Origin of the sequence: Acinetobacter sp. Tr-809, from assembly GCF_011753255.1 — a bacterium.
In the GTDB taxonomy this organism is placed as follows: Bacteria; Pseudomonadota; Gammaproteobacteria; order Pseudomonadales; family Moraxellaceae; genus Acinetobacter.
In genome coordinates, this window is sequence record NZ_VWVZ01000010.1 from 82,007 (window position 1) to 108,311 (window position 26,305).

The window sequence follows — 26,305 nt, forward strand, 5'->3', positions numbered from 1 at the left end:
TGATAAGTTAAGAATTTGTTGTGAGGAATAACAAGAATGCGATTTGAAAAATTTACAAACCGTTTACAGCAAGCACTCTCAGACGCACAATCATTGGCAATGGGTAAGGATCATACTGCAATTGCAGGGATTCATATCCTGTCGACTCTTTTGAAAGAACCTGCCAATCTGAGTTTATTGCAACAAGCGGGTGCACGTTTACCAGAGTTAAAGCAAAAATTGGAACAAGCATTAGAAAATGCTCCTACTTTGGCGAATCCTACAGGCGATATCAATCTGAATCCTGAAGCGGTAAAGGCATTGAATTTAGCTGACCGTTATGCACAAAAAGCAGGTGATGAATTTTTATCAACCGATTGGGTGTTGTTAGGTTTGGCGGAAACAGGTGAAACCAAAAGCATTTTAAACAGTGTAGGCGTGACACCAGAAAGCTTACGCAAAGTGATTGAAAATATTCGAGGAAATGACAAAGTTATGAGCAATAATCACGAAGATCAACGTGACTCACTTAATAAATACACCATTGACTTAACTGAGCGTGCTTTAGCGGGCAAGCTTGATCCTGTGATTGGCCGTGATGATGAAATTCGTCGTACCATTCAAGTTTTATCACGTCGTACCAAAAATAATCCTGTTCTGATTGGTGAACCTGGGGTCGGTAAAACAGCGATTGTCGAAGGATTAGCACAACGTATTGTCAATGGTGAAGTACCTGAAGGGTTGAAGAATAAGCGTGTACTGTCATTAGACTTAGGTTCATTGCTTGCAGGTGCAAAATATCGTGGTGAGTTTGAAGAGCGTTTAAAAGCTGTATTGAAAGACCTTGCTAAACACGAAGGCGAGATCATCCTGTTTATTGATGAGTTACATACGCTCGTTGGTGCTGGTAAGGGTGATGGTGCAATGGATGCAGGTAATATGTTGAAACCTGCTTTAGCGCGTGGTGAACTTCGTTGTGTAGGTGCAACGACTTTAGATGAGTATCGTCAATACATCGAGAAAGATGCTGCGCTTGAACGTCGTTTCCAAAAAGTGTTGGTGGATGAACCAAGTGTTGAAGATACCATTGCGATTCTACGCGGTCTAAAGGAAAAATATGCCACCCATCATGGTGTGCAAATCTTAGACTCAGCGATTATTGCTGCAGCGAAGATGTCTCATCGATACATTACAGATCGTCAACTACCTGACAAAGCTATCGACCTGATTGATGAAGCAGCATCGCGGATCAAAATGGAAATCGACTCGAAGCCAGAAGCTTTGGACAAACTTGACCGTCGCTTAATCCAATTGAAAATGCAATTGGAAGCGGTGAAAAAAGACCAAGATGCGGGAAGTAAAGCCGAGGTGAATCATCTTGAGCAGCAAATTGCTGAAAAGCAAAAAGAGTACAACGATCTCGAAGAGATTTGGAAAGCTGAAAAAACGCTGGTCGAGGGGGATAAGAAAGCACAAGTTGAATTGGATCAGGCACGCGTCGCTCTGGAAAAAGCTAAACGCGAAGGTGATTTGGCAGAAGCAGCACGTTTGCAATATGGTGTTATTCCAGAGTTGCAGAAGCGTTTAGAGCAAGCTGAAGTTGCAGAGGAAAATGAAGAACCGAAGCTAATTCGTACCAAAGTCACTGAGAATGAGATTGCCGAAGTGGTGAGTGCCGCAACAGGTATTCCTGTGGCGAAGATGTTGCAAGGTGAACGTGAAAAACTTCTAAATATGGAAGAGTTCTTGCATAACCGTGTGGTCGGACAAGATGAAGCAGTAATTGCTGTTTCCAATGCGGTACGTCGTTCACGTGCAGGCTTGTCTGACCCGAACCGTCCTAGTGGATCATTCTTGTTCCTTGGACCAACTGGTGTAGGTAAAACCGAGTTGACTAAGGCTTTGGCAAACTTCTTGTTTGACAGTGATGATGCCATGATTCGTATTGATATGTCTGAATTCATGGAAAAACACTCGGTCAGTCGTCTGGTTGGTGCGCCTCCTGGTTATGTCGGTTATGAAGAAGGTGGTGTTTTAACTGAAGCGGTACGCCGTAAACCTTATAGCGTGGTGTTGTTTGATGAGGTGGAAAAAGCTCATCCGGATGTGTTTAACATTTTGCTACAGGTGTTAGATGATGGGCGTTTAACCGATTCGCAAGGTCGTGTGATTGACTTTAAAAATACAGTCATTGTGATGACCTCGAACCTCGGTTCACAAGATGTACGTGAGCTGGGTGAGGGTGCAACCGATGATGAAGTTCGTACTGTGGTCATGAATGCGGTAACCCAGCATTTCCGTCCAGAGTTTATTAACCGTATTGATGAGTTGGTGGTTTTCCATTCATTACAAAAAGCGCAAATTCGTGGAATTGCCGATATTCAGTTAGATCGTTTACGTTCACGCTTGAGCGATCGGGATATGGGCTTAACCGTGGATGATACTGCTTTCGACTTATTGATCGATGCCGGTTTTGACCCTGTGTATGGTGCACGTCCATTAAAACGTGCCATTCAACAGCAAGTGGAAAATAACTTGGCTCAGAAAATCCTTTCAGGTGAATTTCAGCCGGGGGATAACATTTTAATCAAAGGTGAAGATGGTCATCTTGTGTTTGATAAAATGAAACTCAGCTAAGCACAATTTTAACGATTGGCTAAAAAGATGGTGATCAAAATCACCATCTTTTTTTGTATTGGTGTTATTGGTCAGATTTTTGCTCGAATATTACCAATAACATTGCGACTTGATTAAAAACTTGATAGCTTCGGAACAAATAAGAAAAAAATTCAGGATGAATTGCAATGGAAAACAACAGACATCATTGCACACATGCTTGTGTAATTTTGTTGTTAACAGCCTTATCTTCGATGGCGAATGCTGCACAGCCATTGAATGAAGGATCACTCGCTTTACAAACAGGTATGCTGAACAATGCACTGCCTAGTATTATCATTAAAGCTCAGCAAGATGCTTTAAAGCCTGAAGAAGAGCGTTGGCGTTCACAACGGATCCTTAGTGATAAATACTTGGGTGATATTCGTGTCGGTACCATCTTGGGAGGCGTGTTATCTCCTCACGAAGAGCAAAAAAAAGTACTGGCTGTCGATACCAGAGATAAAGATAAGAGAGAAGCGACTATTAAGCCACATCAACAACCACCTGACCGTTACATGATTTATGAGTTCGAGTCAGGCAATGTTCATGTGACTTATAACGATGATGTTAAAGCCGAGCTCGTAATTAAATAGCGGGATGCTGAATTTTCCAAGCACGATGAATTTTTTGATTACGTTTAAAATCTAAACCAATCGTTTCAGAGGTGATTTCTTCCACTTGATACATCGCCTCTAACTCTTCATCTAGTTCAAAGCCACGATAGTTATTTGAGAAATACAAGGTTCCATCACTGGTTAAGCGATTCATAGCACGTTTTAGAAGTGAAACGTGGTCACGCTGTACGTCAAAAGTTCCATAGAACTTCTTAGAGTTTGAGAAGGTTGGTGGGTCAATGAAAATCAAATCATATTGCTCATGACCTTCTTTTAACCACTCAAAGCAATCACTTGCAAAGAACATGTGTTGTTCATCTGCATGATCTACAGTTAAACCGTTTAATACAAAGTTTTCTTTTGACCAATTCAAGTAAGTATTGGATAAATCGACACTGGTCGTACTTGCTGCGCCACCTAAAGCAGCATGTAGGCTTGCTGTAGAGGTATAGCTATAAAGATTGAGGAAATGTTTGCCTCGTGCTTCTTTGGCAATTCTTAAACGCATCTGGCGGTGATCCAAGAATAGACCTGTATCTAAATAATCGGTCAAATTTACCAAGATACGAGCATTGCCTTCTTGAACGATAAAACGTTTCGATGCCGTACTTTGTTTAGTGTACTGGTTTGCACCCGCTTGTTTTGCACGTGTTTTAATAAAGATTGCATCACGACCTAAGCCTGTTACCGCACGAATGGCAGCTAGCGCAAGGTTAAAACGTTTTTTTGCTTTTTCTGGATCAATCGTTTTTGGTGGCGCGTATTCTTGAACATGCAAACGATCCCCATATAAGTCGACCGCGACGTTAAAATCTGGCAAATCGGCATCATATAAACGTAAACAGAATATATTTTCTTTGACTGCCCATTTTTTCAATGTTTGCATATTTTTTTGCAAACGATTGGTAAAGTCTTCGGCTCCTTCAATTTTTTCAAATTGTTGTGGTTGCCAAGTGGCAAGAAAAGGTTGTGTCACTGTTGCTGGTTTGACTGTACCAAAACGGATATAAATTGGTAATTTACCATTCATTAAACGTAAGGTTTGAGGGTCATTAATAGCAAGCACATCTGCCTGTTCAATTTGTGCTGCAATGACAGCAACAGACTGATTTGGGAAATTCTTTTGTAACAGTCCCGATAAACCTAAATAGAATGAACGGCTAGAGGCTTTATCACCTAAACGTTCGCCATAGGGTGGATTGGTCACGATAAAGGCTTTTTTACCTTCGGCATGGAAGTCATCCCAATCTGCTAAGGTACGTTCTTCAATTTGGATTTGATCAAGTAACTTTTCAAAACCAGCAGCAATAATGTTTTGGCGAGTCGCTTTTACAGCCTCCCAATCAGCATCATAAGCATAGAATTTAGGTAGTGGCTGTTGTAAAGCTTTCTCATGACGTTCAGCAGCTTCGGCTTTCAGGGATAGCCAGAGTGCATGGTCATGACCATGCCAACCATTAAAACCAAAACGACGCACTAAACCAGGCGCACGGTCTGTCAAAATGAGGAGAGATTCGATAATAAATGTGCCTGAGCCACACATTGGGTCAAGAATAATATCGGGTTGGTATTTTGATAATTGTGCTTTTTGTAAAATTGCTGCTGCCAAGTTTTCTTTAATTGGTGCATCGGTCATATAACGACGATAGCCACGCTTATGTAAAGAATCACCAGATAAGTCTAAGCAAAAGGTGTGTTCAGTCTTACCTGCAAGGGCATACAGGGTGATTTCAGGCTGCTTAATATCAATGCTTGGACGCTTGCCAACGGCTTCCATAAAAGAGTCGACCACACCATCTTTAACGCGTAGGGTCGCGAACTGTGTATTGACCTTAATTTCTCGTTCTACATGCAAACGAACGGCAAAGGTACTTTGTGGGGCAAAAATCAAAGACCAATCAAAGCTAATCGCGCCTTCATAGAGTTCTTCAGCGACATCGCGCGCATCATGGGTATGTTCAAGCTCGTGGGTATGAATCGGTAAAAGTACGCGAGAGGCAAGGCGTGACCACATACAAACGCGGTATGCATTTTCAAGTGTGCCTTTAAACACTAAACGCCCAGCAAAACGTTGGATATTTTGAATGCCTAAATCTTCAAGCTCTTGTTGTAATAAGGTTTCAAGCCCGTCCGCACAGGTCACCCAATAGTCTGTTAGACGTTGTTTAGCATTCATTCAAATTTCCAAAAACATTTTTAGCAATCGGCTATTTTAACTGATTTTTGTTTGCTCTGTCGGTGCATATTTGTGTGATTGTCAGCTTTATTCTGAATTAATCGATATTTTTTGAATAATTTGATCTGTATTTAGGAGATTCAAACAATGTGATCGAGTACATTTTTATTTTTTATTTTAATAGTTGGTACAGCTTTTGCATTTATCTAGATGAATGATCAATAAATATTTCTCCCAATGATGTGAGGACTTTATGAAAGAAAGCATGAATAACGAAGTACTGGTCAATGCCGAAGCTTTTACGATTGCAACTCAAATGTATGTCCGTTTAAGACGTGTCTGTGGTCGTGTAATCGATGTAATGTATCTCGTTAACAATAAAGATTATGCCAAGCATGTACTGGATATTGCTTTAACTACTCAGGACCCAGAGTTGGAACGTTTTGTACATCGTTTAAGCCCATTGATTGATTTATATCCTGAGCCAAATCCATTGGTTGTGGAGACAAAAACTGCGATTGAAAAACAATCGGTTGAGGTTTTAGATACTTATTCCATGGAAGTGACAGATGAAGAAATTTATCAAGCGCAGGTGCATCATCACTATATTGGTGCACTAAGGTAAATTATAATTCATTAAAAAATAGAAAATTAAAAGGATGTAGCGTTGATGCTTACATCCTTATCCTTTTTTAGGATATTCATATATAGACTAATATTCAGAATCGATGTTCTGATAGTGCATAAAAAATAAGATCAAGTAAAAGAACTAAAATTTTTTACTTAAGTGCTGAAAACTTCAACTACGAATGAAATCCAAAGTCTGTATAATGCCTTAACTTAACGTGTTAGGAATCTCTTATGCACTTGGCGGCATTGCATACTTTGAGTCAGATCCAGCTCAATCAACAAGGAAATCTCAAGCACTTTTTAACAATCGAGGGTCTTTCTAAAGAAACCCTGACCAAAATTCTAGATACAGCACAAAGCTTTTTAGATGAAAATAATAATTTGATCAACCGTCCACTACTTGAAGGGCTGACGGTGATGAATCTGTTCTTTGAAAACTCCACGCGTACCCGTACCACTTTTGAGGCTGCAGCGAAGCGTTTATCTGCCAATGTCTTAAATATTGATATCGCACGCTCAAGCACATCTAAAGGTGAAACGTTACGTGACACGCTTTGGAACTTGGAAGCAATGGCGGCAGATATTTTTGTGGTACGCCATTCATCTTCAGGTGCGGCACATTTTATTGCTAAAGATGTGTGTCCTAAGGTTGCGATTATCAACGCGGGTGATGGTCGTCATGCGCATCCAACCCAAGCAATGCTGGATATGTTGACGATCCGTCGTGAGACTAAAAAACCTTTTGAAGAATTAACCGTTGCCATTATTGGTGATATCAAGCATTCACGTGTTGCTCGTTCAAATGTGGCAGCATTGCAAACATTGGGTTGTAAAGACATTCGTGTAATTGCACCAAATACCTTATTACCAGTAGCTTTTGATGAATATGGTGAGCATGTCCGTCTGTTTAACAAAATGGATGAAGGTGTAAAAGACTGCGATGTGATTATTGCATTACGTATTCAAAATGAACGTATTGATTCGCCTGCACTATCTTCACAGGCTGAATTCTACAAAATGTACGGTTTAAACAAAGAGCGTTTGGCTTTAGCCAAACCTGATTGCATCGTGATGCATCCTGGTCCAATGAACCGTGGCGTTGAGATTGATTCAAGTGTTGCGGATGGCGATCAATCTGTCATTTTAAAACAAGTGACCAATGGTATCGCAGTTCGTATGGCGGTACTGGCACTTGCGATGCAAGGGCAGTTACAAGAACAAGGTTTAATTGAAGCGATTGCACTGTAAGGGATAGATCACATGAGTATTGTAAAAATTGAAAATGTCCGTGTGCTCGATCCAATTCAAAAAACTGATCAAGTCAAAACGGTTTATATCGAAAATGGTAAGTTGATCGATGCGGTAGGCCAAGTCGATGAAAGCATTGATGGGCAAGGCAAGTGGTTAATGCCGACCATGGTTGATTTATGTGCACGCTTACGAGAGCCAGGTCAACAACAACATGGGACTCTAAAGTCGGAAGGTAAAGCAGCGCGCGCCAATGGTATTTTGCATGTGATTACACCACCTGATTCAAAGCCAATTGTTCAAGATAATGGCGCTTTAATTCATGGCTTAATTGAAAAAGCACAATTGGATGGTGGTATTTATCTGCAAATTATCGGGGCCCAAACACAAGGTCTGAATGGCAAACAACCTGCTAATATGGCGGGATTGAAGAAGGGTGGATGTACTGCGGTTTCAAATGCCAATGCAAGCTTTGAAAATGATGATGTAGTAATTCGTACACTTGAGTATGCAGCAGGTTTGGGCTTAACTGTCGTGTTCTATGCAGAAGAGCCTCAGATTGCCAAAGATGGCTGTGCACACGAAGGCTTTATTGCTTCTCGTCAAGGTTTACCGATGATTCCAGCAATTGCTGAAACAGTTGCAATTGCAAAATACCTAATCATGATCGAAGCAACAGGAGTGAAAGCCCACTTTGGACTGCTGTCTTGTGGTGCTTCAGTTGATTTGATTCGCGCAGCAAAAGAGAAAGGTTTACCTGTTACTGCGGATGTTGCGATGCATCAACTGCATCTTACTGAGCAGCTGACCGATGGCTTTAACTCACTAGCGCATGTACGTCCACCGTTACGTTCTGAGCAAGATAAGGCTTTATTACGTCAAGGTGTCAAAGAGGGCGTGATTGATGCAATTTGTACCCATCATGAACCATTAAGCAGTTCTGCGAAAATGGCACCCTTTGCAGAAACACAACCAGGGATTAGTGCTTTTGATACCTATGTGGGTTTAGGCGTACAGCTGATTCAGGAAGGTGTATTTGAACCTTTAGAGTGGGTTGAAAAAGTCACGTCGATTCCAGCACAAGTTGCCAATATGACGGAATGCTGGCAGCAAGAAGCGGGTTGGGTTTTGGTTGATCCAGAACAAGTGTGGACTGTTTCCAAAGAAACAATCGTCTCTCAAGGTAAAAATACGCCATTGCTTGGACAGCAGTTAACCGGCAAAGTTATTACGATATTTGCTTAAAATGATATAAAAGCAGCAGAATAAGACGATGAAGTCTTATTCTGCTTTGTAAAGTGTGATGTAGATTATTGTATTTAAATTTTACAAAATAGATAAAAACAAAAAAATTAGATTAAAGTAAGAAAATAAATGAGATGTGCTTTACATAAAATTATAAAAAACGAGAAATAAATGAGTTAAATCATTGGAGCTAAACATATGGCTATAAATCCAATGGAGCTACTTAAGCAAAAAGTATCCTCTATTATTGTGAATGACCAAACTTTTTTGGTGAATGAGAAAAATGATGTTTTATCCAGATTTTATCCCATTTTTCTGCATCGTTTTTTGCAAAAACCCGAACTTGTTGATCAGTTAAAAGAGAAGCTAACACCTTCTGTTTTTGACCTGTTGGAAGAAAATGAACGGGTAAAAAATGCATTACTCTTGAGGTTAGCAGCAGGCAAGGTTTCTGTTGCAGAGGTAGAAATCACCTTAAATCGGGCAATTCCGAAAAGTCTGGCGGTACTTTCAAATGAAGTCGGCAATGATGCAATAAGCATTATTCATTACCTACGTGAACATCAACAATCTATTCATGCTTTATTGCCAAACTGGTCTGAGGAAGTACTTGCATTGTTAGATGAAGCTCCAATTGTAGCTGAATCCTTGGAACAAGTTACTGAGCCAGTTGAGATCGCAACCGAAAAGAAATCCTATCGGTTATTTCCTTTCTTGACGCTCATTTTTGCCAGTTTTTCCTTACTTTTTCTATATCAATTAAGCAAATAAAAATGTTTATGAGTGATGAAATTATTCGCTATGGCAGTACTTACAATTCAAACCAGTAATAAGCTAAGGTCAATTGGTTTTAGCCAGGTTTGTAAAGTGTGATGTAAGTATTGTATTTAAATTATATAAAAACGAATAAAAAATACACAATTGATTAGAATGAACAAGCGTCAGCTTGCTTGTGTTCTGCATATTTCTTAAGCGATCTGAATATTATAAATTTAATGTGTTGGAGTGAATAACAATGTCAATAAACCCAATCGAACTACTAAAGCAAAAAGTGACTTCTGCAATTGTAGGCGGTCAAGACGGTTTAGCGAACGAGAAAAGTGCGCTGCTATCCAAATTTTATCCGATTTTTCTTTCAATTTTAGCCGCGAAACCTGAGCTAATCCAAAAACTAAAAGAGTCTATTTCACCTTCATTATTCGATTTATTTGGTCATAATGATCAAGTCAAAAATGCGCTGTTATCCAACCTAGCGGGCGGGCAGCTTCCGACTGCTGAAGCAGAGCAAACCATAAATCAAGCACTTCCAGTAAGCCTTGCTGCTTTAACAAGTGAAGCGGGTAATGATACTCAAAGCATTGTCAATTATTTAAAACAGCATGCGGATACCATTCGCTCACTTTTACCTGCATGGGCAGTCGGGTTGCTTGCGCCATTAGGGCTGGTATCAGGTACGTCTGCTTCAGTTTCTAATCTAGCCAATAATGCAGCCGCTACGGCAACTAAATCACGTGCTTGGTTGCCGATAGTGGCGGTGATTATTTTAGCGCTTTTGGTGGCATGGTTATGGAAGTCTTGTCAGCATAAACAGATGGCTGTTCCTGTAAATAATGGCAATTCTGCTGCATCACAAGTAACCTCAGATGCTGCACCTGCGAGTTTAGCATTAAGCACGGATGCCAATGGTAATATGGCCCAATGTCAAGTCGGTGTGGGGGACCAAGGTTTCTTGGCGAGTATTCAAGCCAAACTTAAAGAAGTTTTTGCTTCAAGTCAGGATTGTACAGTAGACACTGCTACAACGCATGCAGCTACATTTACTGATCAGACTGGTCTAGCGGGCGTAATAGGGTTACTTAAAGGCGTTCCAAATGTTTCATTGGATTGGGTAGGCGACAAGATTACTTTGAAAGGTGCTGACGCAACCAAACTGAATGAGCTACTTGGTAAAATCAAAGCGCTTGTACCAAATACAGAGGTGGTTGTAGAAGCACCTGTCAGTGCAGCTGATTCTGTAAGCAATAGCTTAAATGCAGCCCAAGATGCTTTGGCAAATATTGATACTAATCAGGTTGATATTAATGCTGTGATTAAAGCTTTAAATCTACAGATTATTAATTTCTCAACAGGTTCGAATCAGATTCCAGATGAAAATAAAGCCATCTTGGATAAAGCAGCAGCTTTAATGAAAAATATCAAAGATGCAAAACTAACTGTTGCAGGTTTTACCGATTCAACAGGTAATGCTGACAGCAATAAAGCGTTATCACAAAAGCGTGCACAAGCAGTGGTGGATTATTTGGTCAGCCAAGGCGTTGATGCGGCTCAACTTACAGCTGTAGGTCATGGTGCAGATAATCCTGTTGCAGATAATGGGACAGAAGAAGGGCGTTTTAAAAATCGTCGTATTGAATTTTCAATTACACCTTGATTAACAGCTTGCTGATTTAAAGGAGTTATTATTGCAATAACTCCTTTTATTTTAATTGCTTATTTGAATGAATAAGATTTTAGATCTGATCGGTTGAATAAAATCATAGAAAAGACTCGAAAGTATAGTTTTAAATTGAGTAGAATGTGCTCGAAAAACAAGATAATAGAGCATTAATATGAATAAGTTTTTTATATTCACAACATTAACTGCAGCTGCTTTACTAACAGGTTGTGATAAATTCAAACCAAAAGATAAAGTTGAAGATACCGATGCTGCAGCTGTTGCTGAGTGGAGTTGTACCAATCAAGATAACTTGAATAACATTCAGGCGGCACTAAAGAAAGCATATTTAAAACAAATTGAGCGCAGTTTACGTGAAAGTGAATATCAGGCCGACTACGATATTTTAGACAAGATCAATAAAGGCTTGAAATTCGAGATCAAAAATGTCCGTACATTGGATGCAGCTGAAACTGAGCAAACTTCAAAGACCCTATTAAGTTGTGAAAGCCAGTTGGTCGTTTCTTTTCCTCAAGGCTTACAGAAACGTGCAGAGAATGCTTACCTCGAAGAACAAAAATACCAACACGATGGTGAGGATGAAGATCCAAGAACGTATACCTTAAGTGATTACTTCTCGGATGGAGATTACCCACTAACGCTCGAAAATGATCAGTTACGTGGTGAGTTTTCTTATAATCTAACTAAAACTGATAAAGATGGCTTGGTTTTCAATATTCCAGATCAAAATTCTGTGATCGATGGCGTGGTCTTTATGGCAACCAAAGCTGTGCAATACGTCGCTTACTTAAAAGAAAATCGTTTGATGGAACAAAGTAGTGAAAAAGCACAGCAAGAGTATGATGCGGAATCCTCGGCTCAAATGAATTTGGCACAAAAAGCAATGGATATTCGCAAGAAAGAACTTGATGCTGAAAAATCAAAACAGGTTGAACGTTTAAACCAAACTTGGGATAAATTCGGCCCTGAACAAAAATCACAATTGCAGCAAGATCAAGCAGATTGGTTTGAAAAGCGTGATATCGACTGTAAGGTACTCTCACAGAAAAACGTGTATGACATTCCTGAAAAAGATCGTGAGACTTATCAGAAACAATCCAACTATTGGAATGATGCAATGCGTCAGCAAGACCAAGAGATGCAGTATACTAAATGCTTTACTCAACGTACCATTGAACGCATTGTCTATCTGAATAATGTCAATTAATTGATCAGTAAAGAAAAGGGCGAATTGATTCGTCCTTTTTTTATTGGCATGCTTAAGCAATTACGATGAATAGAAAGAGATTATGCGAATTACATTGATTGGTGCTGGCCGTGTTGCGACACATTTAGCCAAGGTATTGCAGTTACAGCATCAAATTGTTCAGATCTTGAGCCGAGATTTACAGCATGCCCAGACACTAGCAAATCAGGTTAAGGCACAAGCAATTAATGAGGTTCAACAGCTTGATTCGCAAACAGACTTAGTCATTATTGCGGTGAGCGATCAAGCAATTTCGAGTGTGATTGAAGCTATTACTCAATATTTACCTGATAATCTTATTGTTCATACATCGGGTAGCACAGATTTAGCGATACTTGAACAGAGACATCCGCGAGCTGGGGTTTTTTATCCCTTGCAGACTTTTAGTATGGAAAGAGCTGTGAATTGGAGGGGCACCCCTTTATTTGTTGAAGCGGCTCAGCAAAAGGACTTAACCTTATTAACCGATTTGGCAAATAGTTTAAGCCAACGTGTTTATCAATATAGTTCTACACAACGGCTGACTTTACATTTGGCTGCAGTGTTTGCTTGCAATTTTAGTAATTATTGTTATGACATTGCCAAGCAAGTGGTTGATGCTGAACAGGTTGATTTTAGTTTGTTATATCCTTTAATTTTAGAGACTGCAAATAAAGCGACGACCAATAATCCCAAGGATATGCAGACAGGCCCCGCGATGCGAGGCGACCAAAATATATTAAGTATGCATAGCCAATTATTGGCAGATTCCAATCGGATTGACCTACAGGATATATATCATTTAATGAGTGAATCTATTTTAAAACGCCATCATTAAATCGGTTTAACAATAATTATACAAAATAGACAAATCAGTCTGTTTTGTATACCATGGCTAAAATTTGATTTAATTTTATATAAAAAGATGTTGGTTAATATATTTCAAGCTTTAGACAATTTAGGTTTGACTGCACAAAAACGTGCTATTCATATTCAATTTTCCAATCAAAATTTAAATACTCAAGTCTTCCTACAGCGTATTGATGGTCAGCATCAACTGAATGATGGGTTTAAGGCAGAATTGATCTGCCTATCCACCAATGCCACCATCCCATTAAAACAATTTATTGGTAGCCAAGCAGCGATAGATAGCGTGACCGATCAAGGTCAATTGACCCGTGCTACAGGCATTATCACCCAAGCACTACAGGGACAATCCGACGGTAGCTTAACTTTATATAAGCTGACTTTAGAAGATCCAACCGCACTGTGGAAACAACGCCGTAACAGCCGCGTCTTCATGAATAAAAGTGTACGAGATGTGGTGGAAATCATCTTCAAAGAGTGGCAACAAAAGAGTCCACTCTTTGCATCAAGCTTAAGTTTAGATTTAAGTGGACTCAGTCAGGACTATGATGTCCGTCCCTTTATTATGCAGTCTAATGAAAGCGATTATGACTTTCTCACCCGTTTGATGAGAAGTGAAGGGATGAATTGGCTTATTGACGAAGCTGAGCGAATCGTTGCACTCAGTAGTGCTGCGATTCAGCCGCAAAAACTACGTTTGATTGATGACAATAGCCAGTACCAAGCACTCGATCGCAGACAGATTCGCTACCATCGCAGTAGTGCCACAGAACAATACGACAGCATGACTAGTCTGGTTGGGCAACGCTCATTGCAACCGAGCAGCGTACATGTACAACGCTGGCAAGCCGATGCACTAGAACAGGAAGATGGTGCAGGCAGTGTGCAGAGCACACATACACACAGTGATCAGTATGACAATGCCAGTCTAGGACTAGAACAAGCATGGCATTTTTCACCCGCATGGATGCAAGATTTAAATGGTGAAGACGGTGCTACCCAGTCAGGCAATGAACAGATAGAAAAACTGAATCAGAATCTCGGTCAATACTATGATCTGCAATCAAAGCAATTTACAGCCAATACTACGGTGCGAGACACCCATGTCGGTTACTGGTTTGAACTAGCCGAACATCCTGAAATTGATCAACACGATGGGGCAGACAAAGAATTCTTAATCACAGGCAAAAACTTTTATAACCAAAACAACTTGCCTAAAGATCTATATCAACAGATCAATCAACTATTAGCACAAAGCAATTGGCAACCAACCCAACAAAGCAACACAGAAGAACGCCAAGCCAACCAGCTGACGCTGCAACGCCGCAATACCAAAACCGTTCCTGAATTTAATCCGTTACAACACCGTCCAGCTGCTTCACCACAACGCGCCAAAGTGGTTGGACCAAGCGGTGAAGAAATCCATGTGGATGAATGGGGGCGTATCAAAGTCCGTTTCTTATTTACCCGCAATGACGATCATAGCCATGATGGTGGTGCAGGCGCCAATGATAATGACACCGATTCAGCATGGGTGGATGTACTGACGCCTTGGGCAGGAGAAGGCTATGGTGCACGCTTCTTGCCACGTATCGATGAAATCGTGGTGATCGACTTCTTTGATGGCAATATCGATCGTCCCTTTGTAGTGGGACGCATCCACGAAGCCCATCGTAGCCCAACCAAGTTCGACAATGCCGGCAAGCTGCCTGACACCAAAAAACTGGCAGGAATCAAATCGAAAGAATATCAGGGCGAAGGCTTTAACCAACTGCGTTTTGATGACACCACAGGGCAAATCAGCGCACAACTACAAAGCAGCCATGCAGCGAGCCAATTGAACCTAGGAAAGCTCAGCCATCCCAAAGACAAAGCCGAAAGTGAAGATCGAGGTGAAGGGTTTGAGCTGCGGACTGATCAATGGGGTGCAGTACGTGCAGGTGAAGGTCTTCTTGTTTCCACGTATAAGCAGGATCAAGCCCAAGGTGAACACCTCGATGCTCAACCTGCCAAACAACAGTTTGAGGGCAACCAGAGCAATGCCAAGGCATTGAGTGAGGTTGCCAAAAACCAGCAGACTGATGAAATTGAATCCGTTGAGCAACTTAAAGCATTTGCGGATGAAATTGAAGCTGATATTGCCAAGTTTAACAAGGCAATGCTGTTACTGAGCTCACCTGAGGGGATTGCTCTGAGTACCAATGAAGATATTCATTTATCGGCAGATGGGCAGATCAACCAGTTTGCGGGAGATAGTATTAATCTAAGTACGCAAAAGAATCTGGTGGCACATGTCAGTGGTAAAGCCAGTCTATTTGCCGCACAAGGTGGTATTAAACAAGTCGCAGCCAAAGGTAAGTTTGAAGTTCAGGCTCAAGGTGATGGACTAGATTTACTTGCCAAGCAAGGGATTCAGATTATTTCAACCGAAGATCTTATTGAGATTACTAGTCCGAAAGAGATTGTGATTACTGCGGGTGGTTCTCAGATTAAGCTGAATGGTTCAGGTATTTTCCCAACCACAGGTGGCAAGTTTGAAGTGAAGGCGGGGCAGCATTTGTTTATGGGGGGAGCGAAGGTCGATATGCAACCTATTGCATTAAAACAGTTGGAATGTGATCTGCGGGCAACAGAGGCATCTGCAAAAGGCTCACCTGTAATAGCAATGGATTAAGTTATGGAAAATAAAAAATTTTTAATAGAAAAAATATCGACTTCTGAAGATATTATTTTTAAAGCAAATTATATATTTTTTGATCCTTTATTGTGGATGGATGCACATTATGTTCTTAAGCAACTTGGTGTGAAATATGAGCTAATTGGGTCTAACTTATTTGAAAATGAAAGTATGACACCTACTTTGGTTGATCTTAATTTGATTGATGAGACGTTGAGAAGACGATTGTGGGAGGAAATAGGTTCATATTTTTATGTCGATGCATTTAGTCAATTTGACCAAATGAGTATGTTTCAGAACTATATTCTTTCTAAGAAAAATATTTATGAGATGAAAGACTTTTTAGCCAAAATGATGAAAGTAACAATTCAAAAAAAGAATTTTTTATTCCGAATGTTTGATTCCAGAGCGATGATTCACTTTCATTTATTATTTAATTTTTACAATAACGAAGCAACAAGCCAAATTGAAAAATTTCAATTATGGCAAGACTATATAGATGAATGGACGATATCTATAGCTGGACAATACTTTACTTTGAGCTTTCCAAATCACTTTTCTGACCAGTTATATCCTAAGAAATTTAGTTTTGATGACATGATGCAGATTACTGAAAAATTAAGAGTATTAATGACACCCAATATGGATGTTGTAGAGGGAGAATTAGGTTCTACTTTGCCATTTGAAGAACTGTTGCATCGTGAATATAAAAATATTTTGGGAGAAAAATAAATGACGGCTTCTAATTGTAAACGTTGTCAGAAAGAAGGTTTACCTTTATTTATCAGTCGTTTTTCTGTAGGTCGAGGGAGTGCAATTCGTTCGCCTATCGCTACACCAGCAGGTTATCCTGAATTACCCACAAGTAGTTGTTGCTACACGCTTAGGAATTTACGTTCAGGTTATTTATATATTTACGATAGCTTAGATAATAGTATCAAAGTTTATAGTTTAACCTCTGGGGGCTTAGCAACATTAATTAATGCAAGTGAAGCACAAGCGACAACAGAAGCATTTAAAACACAACATATTGCATGTATGCAACAAGGGCAGAAATTTGCCAATGCTGCATTAATTACTATTCCAAGACCAACCGTTGCACGTTCAATATTTATCAGCTATTCCGAATATAAGTGGACACAGACGGTACTGAATGCGCATAAGGGAGCTTCAGCTGCGGCAGTTGAGAAGCGTAGGCATATGACTGAAGTTAAGATTGGAGGGAATACTGCGAGCAGTCTACCTATACAACGTCTACAAAACAGTGTTAATGAGTATAGTTTAACCAATGCTCAGGGGCAGCAGTCTTTTGCATGGTCGACTCGCGGTTTTTTGGAATTAAAAGGCTATGCACCAAAAATTATTAATGAAGCAAATCGGTTAGCACCAGGAAAAGGGTTGGTGATTGCGATCAGTGATCCTGTTGCTTTAATGAGTGATATTAGTGCTTTGCTAGATGAGCTTGGTCGAATCTGGCAACAGGCACATCGACATCCTTTGACAGTCTATGGAGAGATTGAAAGTTTAAAAACAGCTGTACAAATGGATGCTGCTAATAATGCTGCTTTAAATTTTGACCAAGCACGTTCTGCAATTACAGAGGAAACAACCGAGCAAATATTTGTTCCTGCATTGGGAAGCTATATTGATACACCAACGATCGCAGTAACAGGATACCGTAATAAAGAGGATTTACCTCCTTTGACCCCGCAACAGCTACAGCAATTACGCAATAGAATAAGTGCCAGTCAGCAGAGTGCTTGGGCAAGATATCAGCGAGAATTTAGTAGTCCAACAGCACCAGATAATTGGAAAAAGGATTTTGATGCAAAAGCAGTTGATTATCAGAAAAGATTTATTGAGCCCTTAGCGAAAGCTCATCTCGCGTGGTTTAAGAGTAATACGTTGTTTTACTATATGCGAGCGAACTTTGATAGTAGCTTGATCCAGTCAGGCATGGAATATTCAACGACGGTCATGGCTTTGGTAGGTAATACTCAGATGCTCCCTGAAAATTTCACTTATTATTGCCAATTGTTAAAAGGCGATATTAAGCATGCAGCTAATTATCTTTGTCGTGGGCTTCTCTTTAATCAGCAAGCAGCTTTGAATCACGTTCAAAGTAAATTGGCTGATTTTGATTTTATGTCAGGTTCAACCAAACATGCTTGGTCTGGGCTTATTTTTGGTGTAACACAATCCATTGACTTGGCTATAGTGGGACGAGCAACAATACTCGAAGGTTTTGTCAAGGCCATCAGTGCTCCTGTTTCGCAAGTGATCAAAGAAGCTGTAGATGGGGCAAGCGCAGCTTATAAAGTACCTTTGTTGCTTGGAGCGCATTATCAAAGACCTGTAGTTCGTGTAGAGGTCAATGGAACGAAATTAGAATATGCCAAGTTTATTACACAGGAAATTTTAAAGGCTTCGGGTAAGAAAATTAATTCAGATGATTTAAAACGTGCGGTTAAATTACAACTTTTGCAACTCGAGGCTGCTGGTGTAGTCGATTTAAAAAGCCGGAATCGCAGTGTATTTGCTTTGGTCGTGGATATAAATGAACTGAATAACGTTAATTATAACACCCCGAACAGCCAACGAGCACCTGCGATGGCTTCAAGTATTCGTAGTGCTCAGGATGTTAGTGAATTACGTTTTAAAGACTATAGTAAAGCGGTAAGTACCAACAAAAAAATGTCATTTGGTGCAGGACTTTTTGCCTCATCATTACAATGTTTAGCAATTTTCAGTATGTATCAAGACATGATGAAAGCAACACCAACACAATTATTGGAAACCTCGACTAAGTTTGTAGCAGGTATCGTGGCTGGTATTGCAAGTGTGTTGGATGTTATGGAAAGACGGTTTGAAACAGTGATGAAGACAGCTTTGGATCAGGCGACAAAAGCAAAAAATGGTTGGAGGGTTAAGGTTTGTGGATTCCTGAAAACTCGAGGTCTGGTTGCTGCTGCTCTTGTCTTTGCCGTATGGGATGGCGTTAATGCATATAAAGCATTTCAGAAAGGTAATAGTACTTTAGGATGGCTCTCTGTTTCTTCGGCGGGTCTTGGATTAATTACTACAGGATTATTTATTTATGGTGGTTTAATTGCCACAGGTGTGGGTATTGTCTTAGTAATTGCGATGATTGCTGTAGCATTTGCAATTAATTACTTCAGTAGTAATGAGTTACAGGATTGGATTAGACAAGGTTATTTTGGCAAGAAAAAAGCAAATTGGTCTTTAAGTACTGAACTACAAAAACAGCAAGAAGCATTAACAGCGTTGGCATCGTCATAAAGTTAGGAAATTTAAGATGAGTGATTGGGTAGGTTTATTTGGAAATTATGAAACGGTGGGGAAACAGCTCAAACTGCATAAAACTGAAATCTTAAATAGAAGGCAATCTGAGAGTAAAACTCTCTCCCCACATCGTGCTGTAGTTCAAATTAATAGTACTTATTTGGAGCTAATTGATCGCTGGAATTATCAACGAGGTTTTATAACTATTTTAAGTATAGTTACCATGATAATTTCATTTGGCTTTTTATATCTAATTATTTATTTTGGTTTTTTTGATTCTTCTCCGAATAGCAGTGCAGGCAATACAATGATGGGAATAATATTTCTTATTCTCTTTTTAGGAATTCTTTGGGGGAGTTGGCATTTTTTTCGTAGAGAATGTTTTAGCTACACTCACTATCCCATTCGTTTTAACAGAGATTTAAAAAAAGTTTATGTAATTCAGCCAGATAAAAAAATATTGGTTGCCAATTGGGAGGATTTTCATATCGGTTTGCAACAGTATAGCCGTAGTGGCTGGGATATAAGATTTTCTTTGCTAGACGATCAAGAAAAGGTGACTCAAACTTTTGCTTTACCATATACGGGTTTTAGTCAGTATAGTTCTGAGTTATTAGAACACTGGGAGTTCGTTCGTCGCTATATGGAAGATGATACAGCTCAAGCTAGCTATGATGCGGTTACAGAAGTTTTTCCAATACATCAACGCAAAGAAACCTTAAAAAAAAGTTTCGAGCGTGTGATGATTGCAACAACAGGTGGTGATCAACCTATAAATAGAACTCAACGATTAATATTTTGGGCAACTTTTCCATTTAGATTCATTGAAATTGTTGGCCGTACTCTGTCTATAAAAACGAGTAAAATTCCAAAGTTTCCAGACTGGGTCGAGCAAGAATGCCAAATCGAAGCCAATGATCCTTATGACTTTGAACAGTATCCGAAACCTAAGCTACAAAGTGAACCGATCAAGCCATTTGAATATGTGATTTATATAGTACTGCTACTTATTTCTATCATCATCTTTCTTGGATTTATTGATCTATTGTCATTGGCTAAAGGTGAAAACTCAGGACTGTTAAAAGCTCTATTCTTTTGGTGGTAAGTGTGCTAATAGAAATACTTGAATTCTGAAGTTATTAACACTGTTTATAAATATGACAACTTATTGATATATGAACTGATGAAAGTTATCTACGGTAACGTTCAAAAACTCCAATGTGTTGATGCAATTGTTGGACAACTACCTCAGCTGAGATCACAAGCAACGGCAACAGCTTTAGTATTAATGTTTGCTGAATCTGGAGGAATGAGTGCAACAGCGATTTGAGCTGGAGTGAATGGATTTGCAGGTTATTATATTCATTTCTATATTGATTATATTGAGTTTTATTCGGCATTTACAGGCGTCTTTTTTCAAGAAAGAGAGGATGTCTATGTGGTTTATGATGTTTATAATTATACATTCAGCCACTTGTTGATCTGAAAACCAAAGAATAATAACTATAATAAACTTTAAAGTGAATATCTTGTTTTAAGGATTATTATTTTAAATTAGGCTGGCGCAGGATTTTTAAAGGTGCTTTTAATGTCGATAAAAATATCGGAATTTGATTATCAGTATTTTGTGAAAAGACATTTTGTATTGAACTTCGCTTTAGGTGTACTTGCTTTTCTGAGTTTTATTACAATTTTTGATTTAAGTACATATTTTATAAAAATTTTATTTATTTCTTCTTGTCTACTTTATTTCCTTTCTTGTATTTTTCTTTATATGCGTGCTAAGACTAAACCTGATGCACTTTTATACGCGCAGCATCGTTTTATTGGGGGGTATTTGACCTCTTTTTCTTTTCTGTTGGTCGCGCTGTCAATTTCACTGAATGTTGGTGAAATATATTTTTGGAGCTATATCGTACTTTATATCTTATTTAATATCCTTATTCGATTTGAAATGAGTGCTATTCTAGATGGCAAGAAACATCTAAGTGATTGTACTGGATATTTTAATAAAAAAGAGGGAGTTGATTTATATGATTTTATATTTTTATTAACTGGGCGTGAGTGTAAGATAAATGGGTGGTTGATATTTTTTGGTTTTATTTTAATTCAAATTGCCTTGATCGCCATTCTGAAACAAATATTAAAAATTTCAGCTCCTTATGAATTCTATATCATGTCAGGTACTTTTTTCTTTATCTCATGTTTTATCTTATACAATATAGGCTTAAAGATGTATTTACCTTACAGTGTTCTAAAAGAGGAAGTACAATAGAAGCATTATTTAAATTTGAATCTAATAAAAAAGCCACTAAACAATTAGTGGCTTTCTTTAAAACTAAATCAACTTATTTAATTTTCTTAAAGATAAAATCATTGATCTTGTGACCTGATTCTAGACCACGACGCTCGAATTTAGTCACTGGACGCCATTCTGGGCGAGGGTAGCTATTGCCTTTACCTGCCAAGTTTTCCATATCTGGACGGTTATCTAGGATATCAAGCATCCACTCTGCATACGGTTCCCAGTCAGTTGCTGAGTGGAAGGTACCACCAAGCTCTAACTTCTGTTCAACCAGTTGCATGCGCTCATGAATCACGAAGCGGCGTTTAAAGTGACGCTTCTTCTGCCACGGATCTGGGAAATAAAGCTGTACACAGTTAATGCTGTTATCCGGCATTTCACGTAATACTTGGATTGCATCGGCATCCAGTACAAATAAGTTCTTTAAACCTGCCATACCCGCTTCATAGACACACTGTGCGATACCAGGCACATGCACTTCGATTCCGACAAAGTTACGTTCAGGATTAGCTTTCGCCATTAACACCAAAGAACGACCCATACCAAAACCGATTTCAACGGTTAATGGGCGCTCAGGGTGTTCAAAATGTTGACGTAAATCACCAACAGGGTATTCCAAAATTAAATCACGATAATCTTCTAAAGCAGTACGTTGTGAAGTATTGAGCGGAGCTGAACGACGCATAAACGTCACAATTTCACGGTGCTCAGGCAAATTGTCGAGTTCCGTAATTTGCGTTTCTAACTGATCGTTTGACATGATTCTGGAGATATAAATATAGAAATGCCGTATTTTAAGTGTTCAGGTGTTCAAGTCAAACTTTAAGTGATTTTATTTAGCCGATCATTTTTGAAATTGCTTAAAATTTGTCAAAAAAGCTTCATGTAGCTGTCACAGAAATTGCATAGCCTAATTACAATTTTAACACTAAGTAAAAAACGATGAACAATTTTAAATACCATTCGATTGCCATTTGCCTAGGTTTATTAGGCGCGTCTTCAATGTTTTCAGCTGCACACGCACAACTGATGTTTAGCCAATATGTCGATGGCAGTAGTAATAAAAAGGGACTGGAAATCTATAACCCCGATGCCACAGCGGTGAATTTAGCGGATTATGAAATCCAGCAGTTTAATAATGGTGGCACGGTTAAAACAGTCGCTTTCCCATTACAAGGCACTTTGGCCAGTAAGCAAAAATTCCTGATAGGTCGTTCAGAATTACAGGCGCAATTGGGCGATAAGGTGGTCAATCAAGTCGCTGGATTATCTTTCAATGGCGACGATGCCATTGTGTTGTTGTATCGCGGTACACCCGTAGATCGTTTTGGTCGTATTGGTGAGCGTCCAACGGCAGGTTGGGGCACAACGGTATTCAGTACTGCGAATAGCTTTAAACGCATTCAAACAGATAATCCTGTAGTGAGTGTTGACCCGACCAGTCCATTTGACCTCGACCAATCTTGGCAGGCATGGACTGATCGAAATGATTTTTCGAATTTAAGCGGTTCAACCACCACTCCACCTGTAGATGCAGTTAGCTGTAGCAGTAGTGATACGCCGATTGCCAGTTTAGCCGAGTCAGCTCAGAATCAAAACTACACCATTCGTGGTGTGATCACAGCTGATTATCGTTATAGCAATGGTTTCTCAGGTTTCTATGTGCAAGCACCTGATAGCAAAGCCACGCCAAATGTCAGCAATGCAATTTTTGTTTATATCCCTGCAAGTAGTGCAGTCAAAGGTGGACAGGTTGGTGATGAAGTTATCCTGCGTGGTCGTTTAACCAGTTATCAAAACCAACTTCAATTGGATCAGTTGCAGCAGGATATTAAGACCTGTAACCAGAATATGGCATCGTTGATTCAACCACTGGACTTAAACTTGCCATTTAGTAGTTTGACCGATACAGCGGGGAACTCGCCTAAGCGTTATCAAGGGATGTTAGTGAAATTACCGCAAACGTTGACGGTAAGTGAAAACTATAATTTTGGTCGTTATGGTGAGCTGTCACTAAGCCTTGGTCGCTTATTTATTCCGACCAACCTTTATCCTGCACTTTCAAATGAAGCCAAGGCTTTAGCACAACAAAATTTACTTTCTAAGATTATCTTTGATGATGGTTATAACAATCAAAACCGTGCACCGTGGTTGCCACAAAACTTTAGTGCTTTAAATACGCTACGTTCGGGCTACCAATTAAAAAATGCACAAGGTATTTTGGAATACCGCTTTAATGCTTGGCGTGTACAACCGATTGCAGGTGCAAACTTGCCAGAAGTGGTAACCACCTCCAATCCGCGTTCAACGATTGCGGCTAAACAAAGTAAACATATTCGCGCTGCGGCATTTAACGTGCTGAACTATGACAATGGCAAGAATGGCTTCCCAACGGAACGTGGTGCCAACAGTCAGGCTGAATTTGATAAACAACATGCCAAAATCGTCAACGCATTAAAATCAATTGATGCAGATGTCTATGGTTTGATGGAAATTGCCAATAATGGTTATGGCAGTGACAGTGCGGTTGCTAACCTGACTAAAGCTTTAGGGCCAGACTGGAAATATGTTATTCCAGAAGGACTTAATCAGTTGGGTACAGATGTGATTGCGGTTGCAATTATTTATAACAGCAAACGTGTTCAGCCAGTGAATAAGCCTGCTGTATTGGATTTAGGGGATAAAAGCCGTTCAACCATTGCACAATCCTTCAAACCTGTACAAGGTGGACAAATCTTTACCGTGATTCCAAATCATCTTAAATCGAAGAGCTGTCGCGGTGTTGATGAAAACTCTCTCGATGCAGATCAACGTGATGGACAGGGCTGTTGGAACCCAACCCGAGTGAAAGCGGTTGAGCAACTCACCCAATGGATTGCCAAGAATCCGACTCAAGTGAAGAATCCGAACATCTTACTGTTAGGTGATATGAACAGTTATGCCAAAGAAGACCCAATCCTCAGCTTTGAGAAAGCCAACTACAAAGTATTGCTGAATGACAGCAAAGTGGGTGAGGGCAACAAGGCTTATAGCTATGTGTTTGGTGTGGCAAGTGATGCCGATGGTTATGGTGGTGCAGGTAATCTTGATCATGCCATTGCCGATGCCAATCTATATAAGCGTGTGATCAAAACATTTGCATGGCATATCAATGCTGATGAACCAACGGTATTGGACTATAACGAAGAATATAAAACTGATGAGCAAAAGGCTTTGTTCTTCACGGCAGATGCCTATCGCTCTTCAGATCATGACCCTGTGATTGTAGATTTGGATATGAAAAGCTCGGATTCTCAACTTGAACCAAGTAATCCGAAGAATATCATCGTTGAATTTTTAAACTCATTATTTGAATGGTTAGGCAAACTTTTTGGTCGAGCGTAATCCATCTTCCGTGACATTGTTTGGTTTGTTTTTTCATAAATTAATCAATCGTCACGGAATATAACTTGCAAGGCAGAAAAAAATTCATTAATAGTAGTGGAGTAGATGTTCTTAGCATGAAAGCTATTATAAATTTTGGTTATTTCTGTTCTCGAGTTTCGTAGGAACGTTCTAGGGCATAAGTTGTTAGATAACAAGGATCAATTATGAAGTTGTATTATTCACCTGGCGCATGCTCATTGGCAGCCCATATTATTTTAAATGAAATAAACGTCGATTTTGATTTAGAACGAGTTGATCTAAAAACACATAAAACTTCAAAAGGTGCAGATTATTACGAGATTAATCCAAAGGGCTATGTCCCTGCTTTGGAAATTAATCCAGGTTTGATTTTAACTGAGAATGTGGCGATTTTACCGTTTTTGGCACAGCATGATCCTAAACAGGATTTAATTCCACCATCAGGGATGGGGCGTGCTAAAGTTCTAGAGTGGTTAGGATACTTGAACTCAGAATTGCATGATGCTTATTCTGTATTCTTTAGCGGCAAACTTTCTGATGATGAGAAAACCAAAGCCTATGCTGAAGTTGATCGTTTGCTTAAGTATATCGACAACTATTTAGCTGAATCAGATTGCGATTATTTGGTCGATGACAACTTTGGTCCTGCGGATGCATATTTGTTTGTTCTCACGAATTGGTCAAACCATATCGAACATGACTTGACGCCTTACATCAACATTATTGCATTGCGTAATAAAGTAGCTGAACGTCAATCTGTACAAATTGCGATGCGCGATGAAGGTTTATTAAGCTAAATTGGACATATAAAAAAGCCTCTGTTTACAGAGGCTTTTTTATTTCAACTCAATTACTGTTGAGCTTTTTCTTTCACGTCAGCAGCAGTTGATTCTACAGCACCAGCAACTTTAGCGGTTGCATCACGTGCAGCAGCTTCAGTTTTAGCAGCAGCTTCAGCAGTTGCAGTTGCAGTGTGATCAGCGGCAGCATCAATTTGATCACCCGCTGTATCTACCGCAGTTGCAACATTGTTAGCAGCAGTATCCGCAGCATTTTGAACATCAGCACTAGCTTGGCTAGCAGCATGTTCTAAATGTTCACCCGTGGTTGCACCTGTTTCAGGTGCTTTATCTTTATTACAGCCTACAAGCGCAACAGTAGCAGCAAGACCTAATGCAACAAGTAATTTATTCATTGTCTATTTCCTTTTCTTTGTGGCATCCAATCGGATATGGATACCGAAAATATAAACATAAACTAGATGAATAATAAAGTTGAAAATTTGTTGATAACTTGTAAAAACACGCACTTACATCGGAAAGTGTAAGTGCGTGCACATGTTTTGGATCAGTTTAAACACCAGAGCGGATCATATAATCAAAAGCAGACAATGATGCTTTCGCGCCTTCACCTGTGGCAATAATGATCTGCTTGTATGGCACAGTCGTACAGTCACCCGCAGCAAAGACACCTTTAACATTGGTTTCATTGCGATCATTAATCACGATCTCACCACGA

21 protein-coding genes are annotated in these 26,305 nt (G+C 39.6%); 17 read left to right on the forward strand and 4 right to left on the reverse strand.

Features of this window, described 5'->3' with window-relative positions; translation table 11 throughout:
• The first annotated feature begins 36 nt into the window (after window positions 1-36).
• Both clpB and F3J02_RS17930 read left to right on the forward strand, forming a co-directional pair.
• Window positions 37-2,616: an ATP-dependent chaperone ClpB gene (gene clpB, locus F3J02_RS17925; RefSeq protein WP_167251470.1), complete on the forward strand. Its 2,580-nt coding sequence runs from the start codon at window positions 37-39 to the stop codon at window positions 2,614-2,616.
• Between the two features lie 167 nt (window positions 2,617-2,783).
• Entirely contained in the window at window positions 2,784-3,230 is a 447-nt protein-coding gene (locus F3J02_RS17930) for a hypothetical protein (protein WP_167251472.1), read from the forward strand.
• Here the strand turns inward: F3J02_RS17930 and rlmKL are convergent.
• Complete coding sequence (gene rlmKL, locus F3J02_RS17935) at window positions 3,223-5,427, reverse strand: bifunctional 23S rRNA (guanine(2069)-N(7))-methyltransferase RlmK/23S rRNA (guanine(2445)-N(2))-methyltransferase RlmL (protein ID WP_167251474.1); 2,205 nt, start codon at window positions 5,425-5,427, stop codon at window positions 3,223-3,225. The genes F3J02_RS17930 and rlmKL overlap by 8 nt on opposite strands.
• A gap of 253 nt (window positions 5,428-5,680) precedes the next feature.
• Here rlmKL and F3J02_RS17940 point away from each other — a divergent pair, with 253 nt between their 5' ends.
• The 13 genes from F3J02_RS17940 to F3J02_RS18000 all read left to right on the forward strand — a co-directional run bounded on the left by F3J02_RS17940 (window position 5,681) and on the right by F3J02_RS18000 (window position 21,352).
• The gene (locus tag F3J02_RS17940; protein ID WP_167251476.1) at window positions 5,681-6,052 is read left to right on the forward strand and encodes a hypothetical protein; all 372 of its coding nucleotides are present in this window, start codon (window positions 5,681-5,683) and stop codon (window positions 6,050-6,052) included.
• A 236-nt stretch (window positions 6,053-6,288) separates the two neighbouring features.
• On the forward strand, window positions 6,289-7,305 hold the full coding sequence (locus F3J02_RS17945; RefSeq protein WP_167251478.1) for an aspartate carbamoyltransferase catalytic subunit: 1,017 nt from the start codon (window positions 6,289-6,291) through the stop codon (window positions 7,303-7,305).
• 12 nt (window positions 7,306-7,317) lie between these two features.
• On the forward strand, window positions 7,318-8,550 hold the full coding sequence (locus F3J02_RS17950; protein ID WP_167251480.1) for a dihydroorotase: 1,233 nt from the start codon (window positions 7,318-7,320) through the stop codon (window positions 8,548-8,550).
• A gap of 198 nt (window positions 8,551-8,748) precedes the next feature.
• Complete coding sequence (locus F3J02_RS17955; RefSeq protein ID WP_167251482.1) at window positions 8,749-9,321, forward strand: hypothetical protein; 573 nt, start codon at window positions 8,749-8,751, stop codon at window positions 9,319-9,321.
• 244 nt (window positions 9,322-9,565) lie between these two features.
• Entirely contained in the window at window positions 9,566-10,981 is a 1,416-nt protein-coding gene (locus tag F3J02_RS17960) for an OmpA family protein (RefSeq protein WP_167251484.1), read from the forward strand.
• A gap of 178 nt (window positions 10,982-11,159) precedes the next feature.
• A complete protein-coding gene (locus F3J02_RS17965; protein WP_167251486.1) occupies window positions 11,160-12,212 on the forward strand; it encodes a DUF1311 domain-containing protein in 1,053 nt (350 codons plus the stop codon).
• Window positions 12,213-12,294: 82 nt separating this feature from the next.
• A complete protein-coding gene (locus F3J02_RS17970; RefSeq protein WP_167251488.1) occupies window positions 12,295-13,068 on the forward strand; it encodes a Rossmann-like and DUF2520 domain-containing protein in 774 nt (257 codons plus the stop codon).
• Between the two features lie 87 nt (window positions 13,069-13,155).
• Window positions 13,156-15,771: a type VI secretion system Vgr family protein gene (locus tag F3J02_RS17975; RefSeq protein ID WP_167251490.1), complete on the forward strand. Its 2,616-nt coding sequence runs from the start codon at window positions 13,156-13,158 to the stop codon at window positions 15,769-15,771.
• A 3-nt stretch (window positions 15,772-15,774) separates the two neighbouring features.
• Window positions 15,775-16,506, forward strand: a complete 732-nt coding sequence (locus F3J02_RS17980) for a hypothetical protein (protein ID WP_167251492.1) — start codon at window positions 15,775-15,777, stop codon at window positions 16,504-16,506.
• Window positions 16,507-19,074, forward strand: coding sequence for a T6SS effector BTH_I2691 family protein (locus tag F3J02_RS17985; RefSeq protein ID WP_167251494.1), 2,568 nt, complete (start codon window positions 16,507-16,509; stop codon window positions 19,072-19,074). It abuts the gene before it with no gap.
• 16 nt (window positions 19,075-19,090) lie between these two features.
• The gene (locus F3J02_RS17990) at window positions 19,091-20,182 is read left to right on the forward strand and encodes a DUF6708 domain-containing protein (protein ID WP_167251496.1); all 1,092 of its coding nucleotides are present in this window, start codon (window positions 19,091-19,093) and stop codon (window positions 20,180-20,182) included.
• Between the two features lie 78 nt (window positions 20,183-20,260).
• Complete coding sequence (locus F3J02_RS18815; protein WP_228267283.1) at window positions 20,261-20,407, forward strand: hypothetical protein; 147 nt, start codon at window positions 20,261-20,263, stop codon at window positions 20,405-20,407.
• A 258-nt stretch (window positions 20,408-20,665) separates the two neighbouring features.
• On the forward strand, window positions 20,666-21,352 hold the full coding sequence (locus F3J02_RS18000) for a hypothetical protein (RefSeq protein WP_167251498.1): 687 nt from the start codon (window positions 20,666-20,668) through the stop codon (window positions 21,350-21,352).
• Window positions 21,353-21,425: 73 nt separating this feature from the next.
• Here the strand turns inward: F3J02_RS18000 and trmB are convergent, their stop codons facing one another.
• The gene (gene trmB / locus F3J02_RS18005) at window positions 21,426-22,142 is read right to left on the reverse strand and encodes a tRNA (guanosine(46)-N7)-methyltransferase TrmB (RefSeq protein ID WP_004654068.1); all 717 of its coding nucleotides are present in this window, start codon (window positions 22,140-22,142) and stop codon (window positions 21,426-21,428) included.
• 182 nt (window positions 22,143-22,324) lie between these two features.
• Here trmB and F3J02_RS18010 point away from each other — a divergent pair, with 182 nt between their 5' ends.
• Complete coding sequence (locus F3J02_RS18010; protein WP_167251500.1) at window positions 22,325-24,766, forward strand: ExeM/NucH family extracellular endonuclease; 2,442 nt, start codon at window positions 22,325-22,327, stop codon at window positions 24,764-24,766.
• A gap of 206 nt (window positions 24,767-24,972) precedes the next feature.
• On the forward strand, window positions 24,973-25,584 hold the full coding sequence (locus tag F3J02_RS18015; RefSeq protein ID WP_167251502.1) for a glutathione binding-like protein: 612 nt from the start codon (window positions 24,973-24,975) through the stop codon (window positions 25,582-25,584).
• Between the two features lie 53 nt (window positions 25,585-25,637).
• Here F3J02_RS18015 and F3J02_RS18020 read toward each other — a convergent pair whose 3' ends face one another.
• Together F3J02_RS18020 and F3J02_RS18025 are read right to left on the reverse strand one after the other, a co-directional pair.
• Window positions 25,638-25,982, reverse strand: a complete 345-nt coding sequence (locus F3J02_RS18020) for a hypothetical protein (RefSeq protein ID WP_005153865.1) — start codon at window positions 25,980-25,982, stop codon at window positions 25,638-25,640.
• Between the two features lie 157 nt (window positions 25,983-26,139).
• On the reverse strand, window positions 26,140-26,305 hold a 166-nt coding region (locus F3J02_RS18025; protein WP_023274585.1), incomplete at its 5' end, for an FAD-dependent oxidoreductase.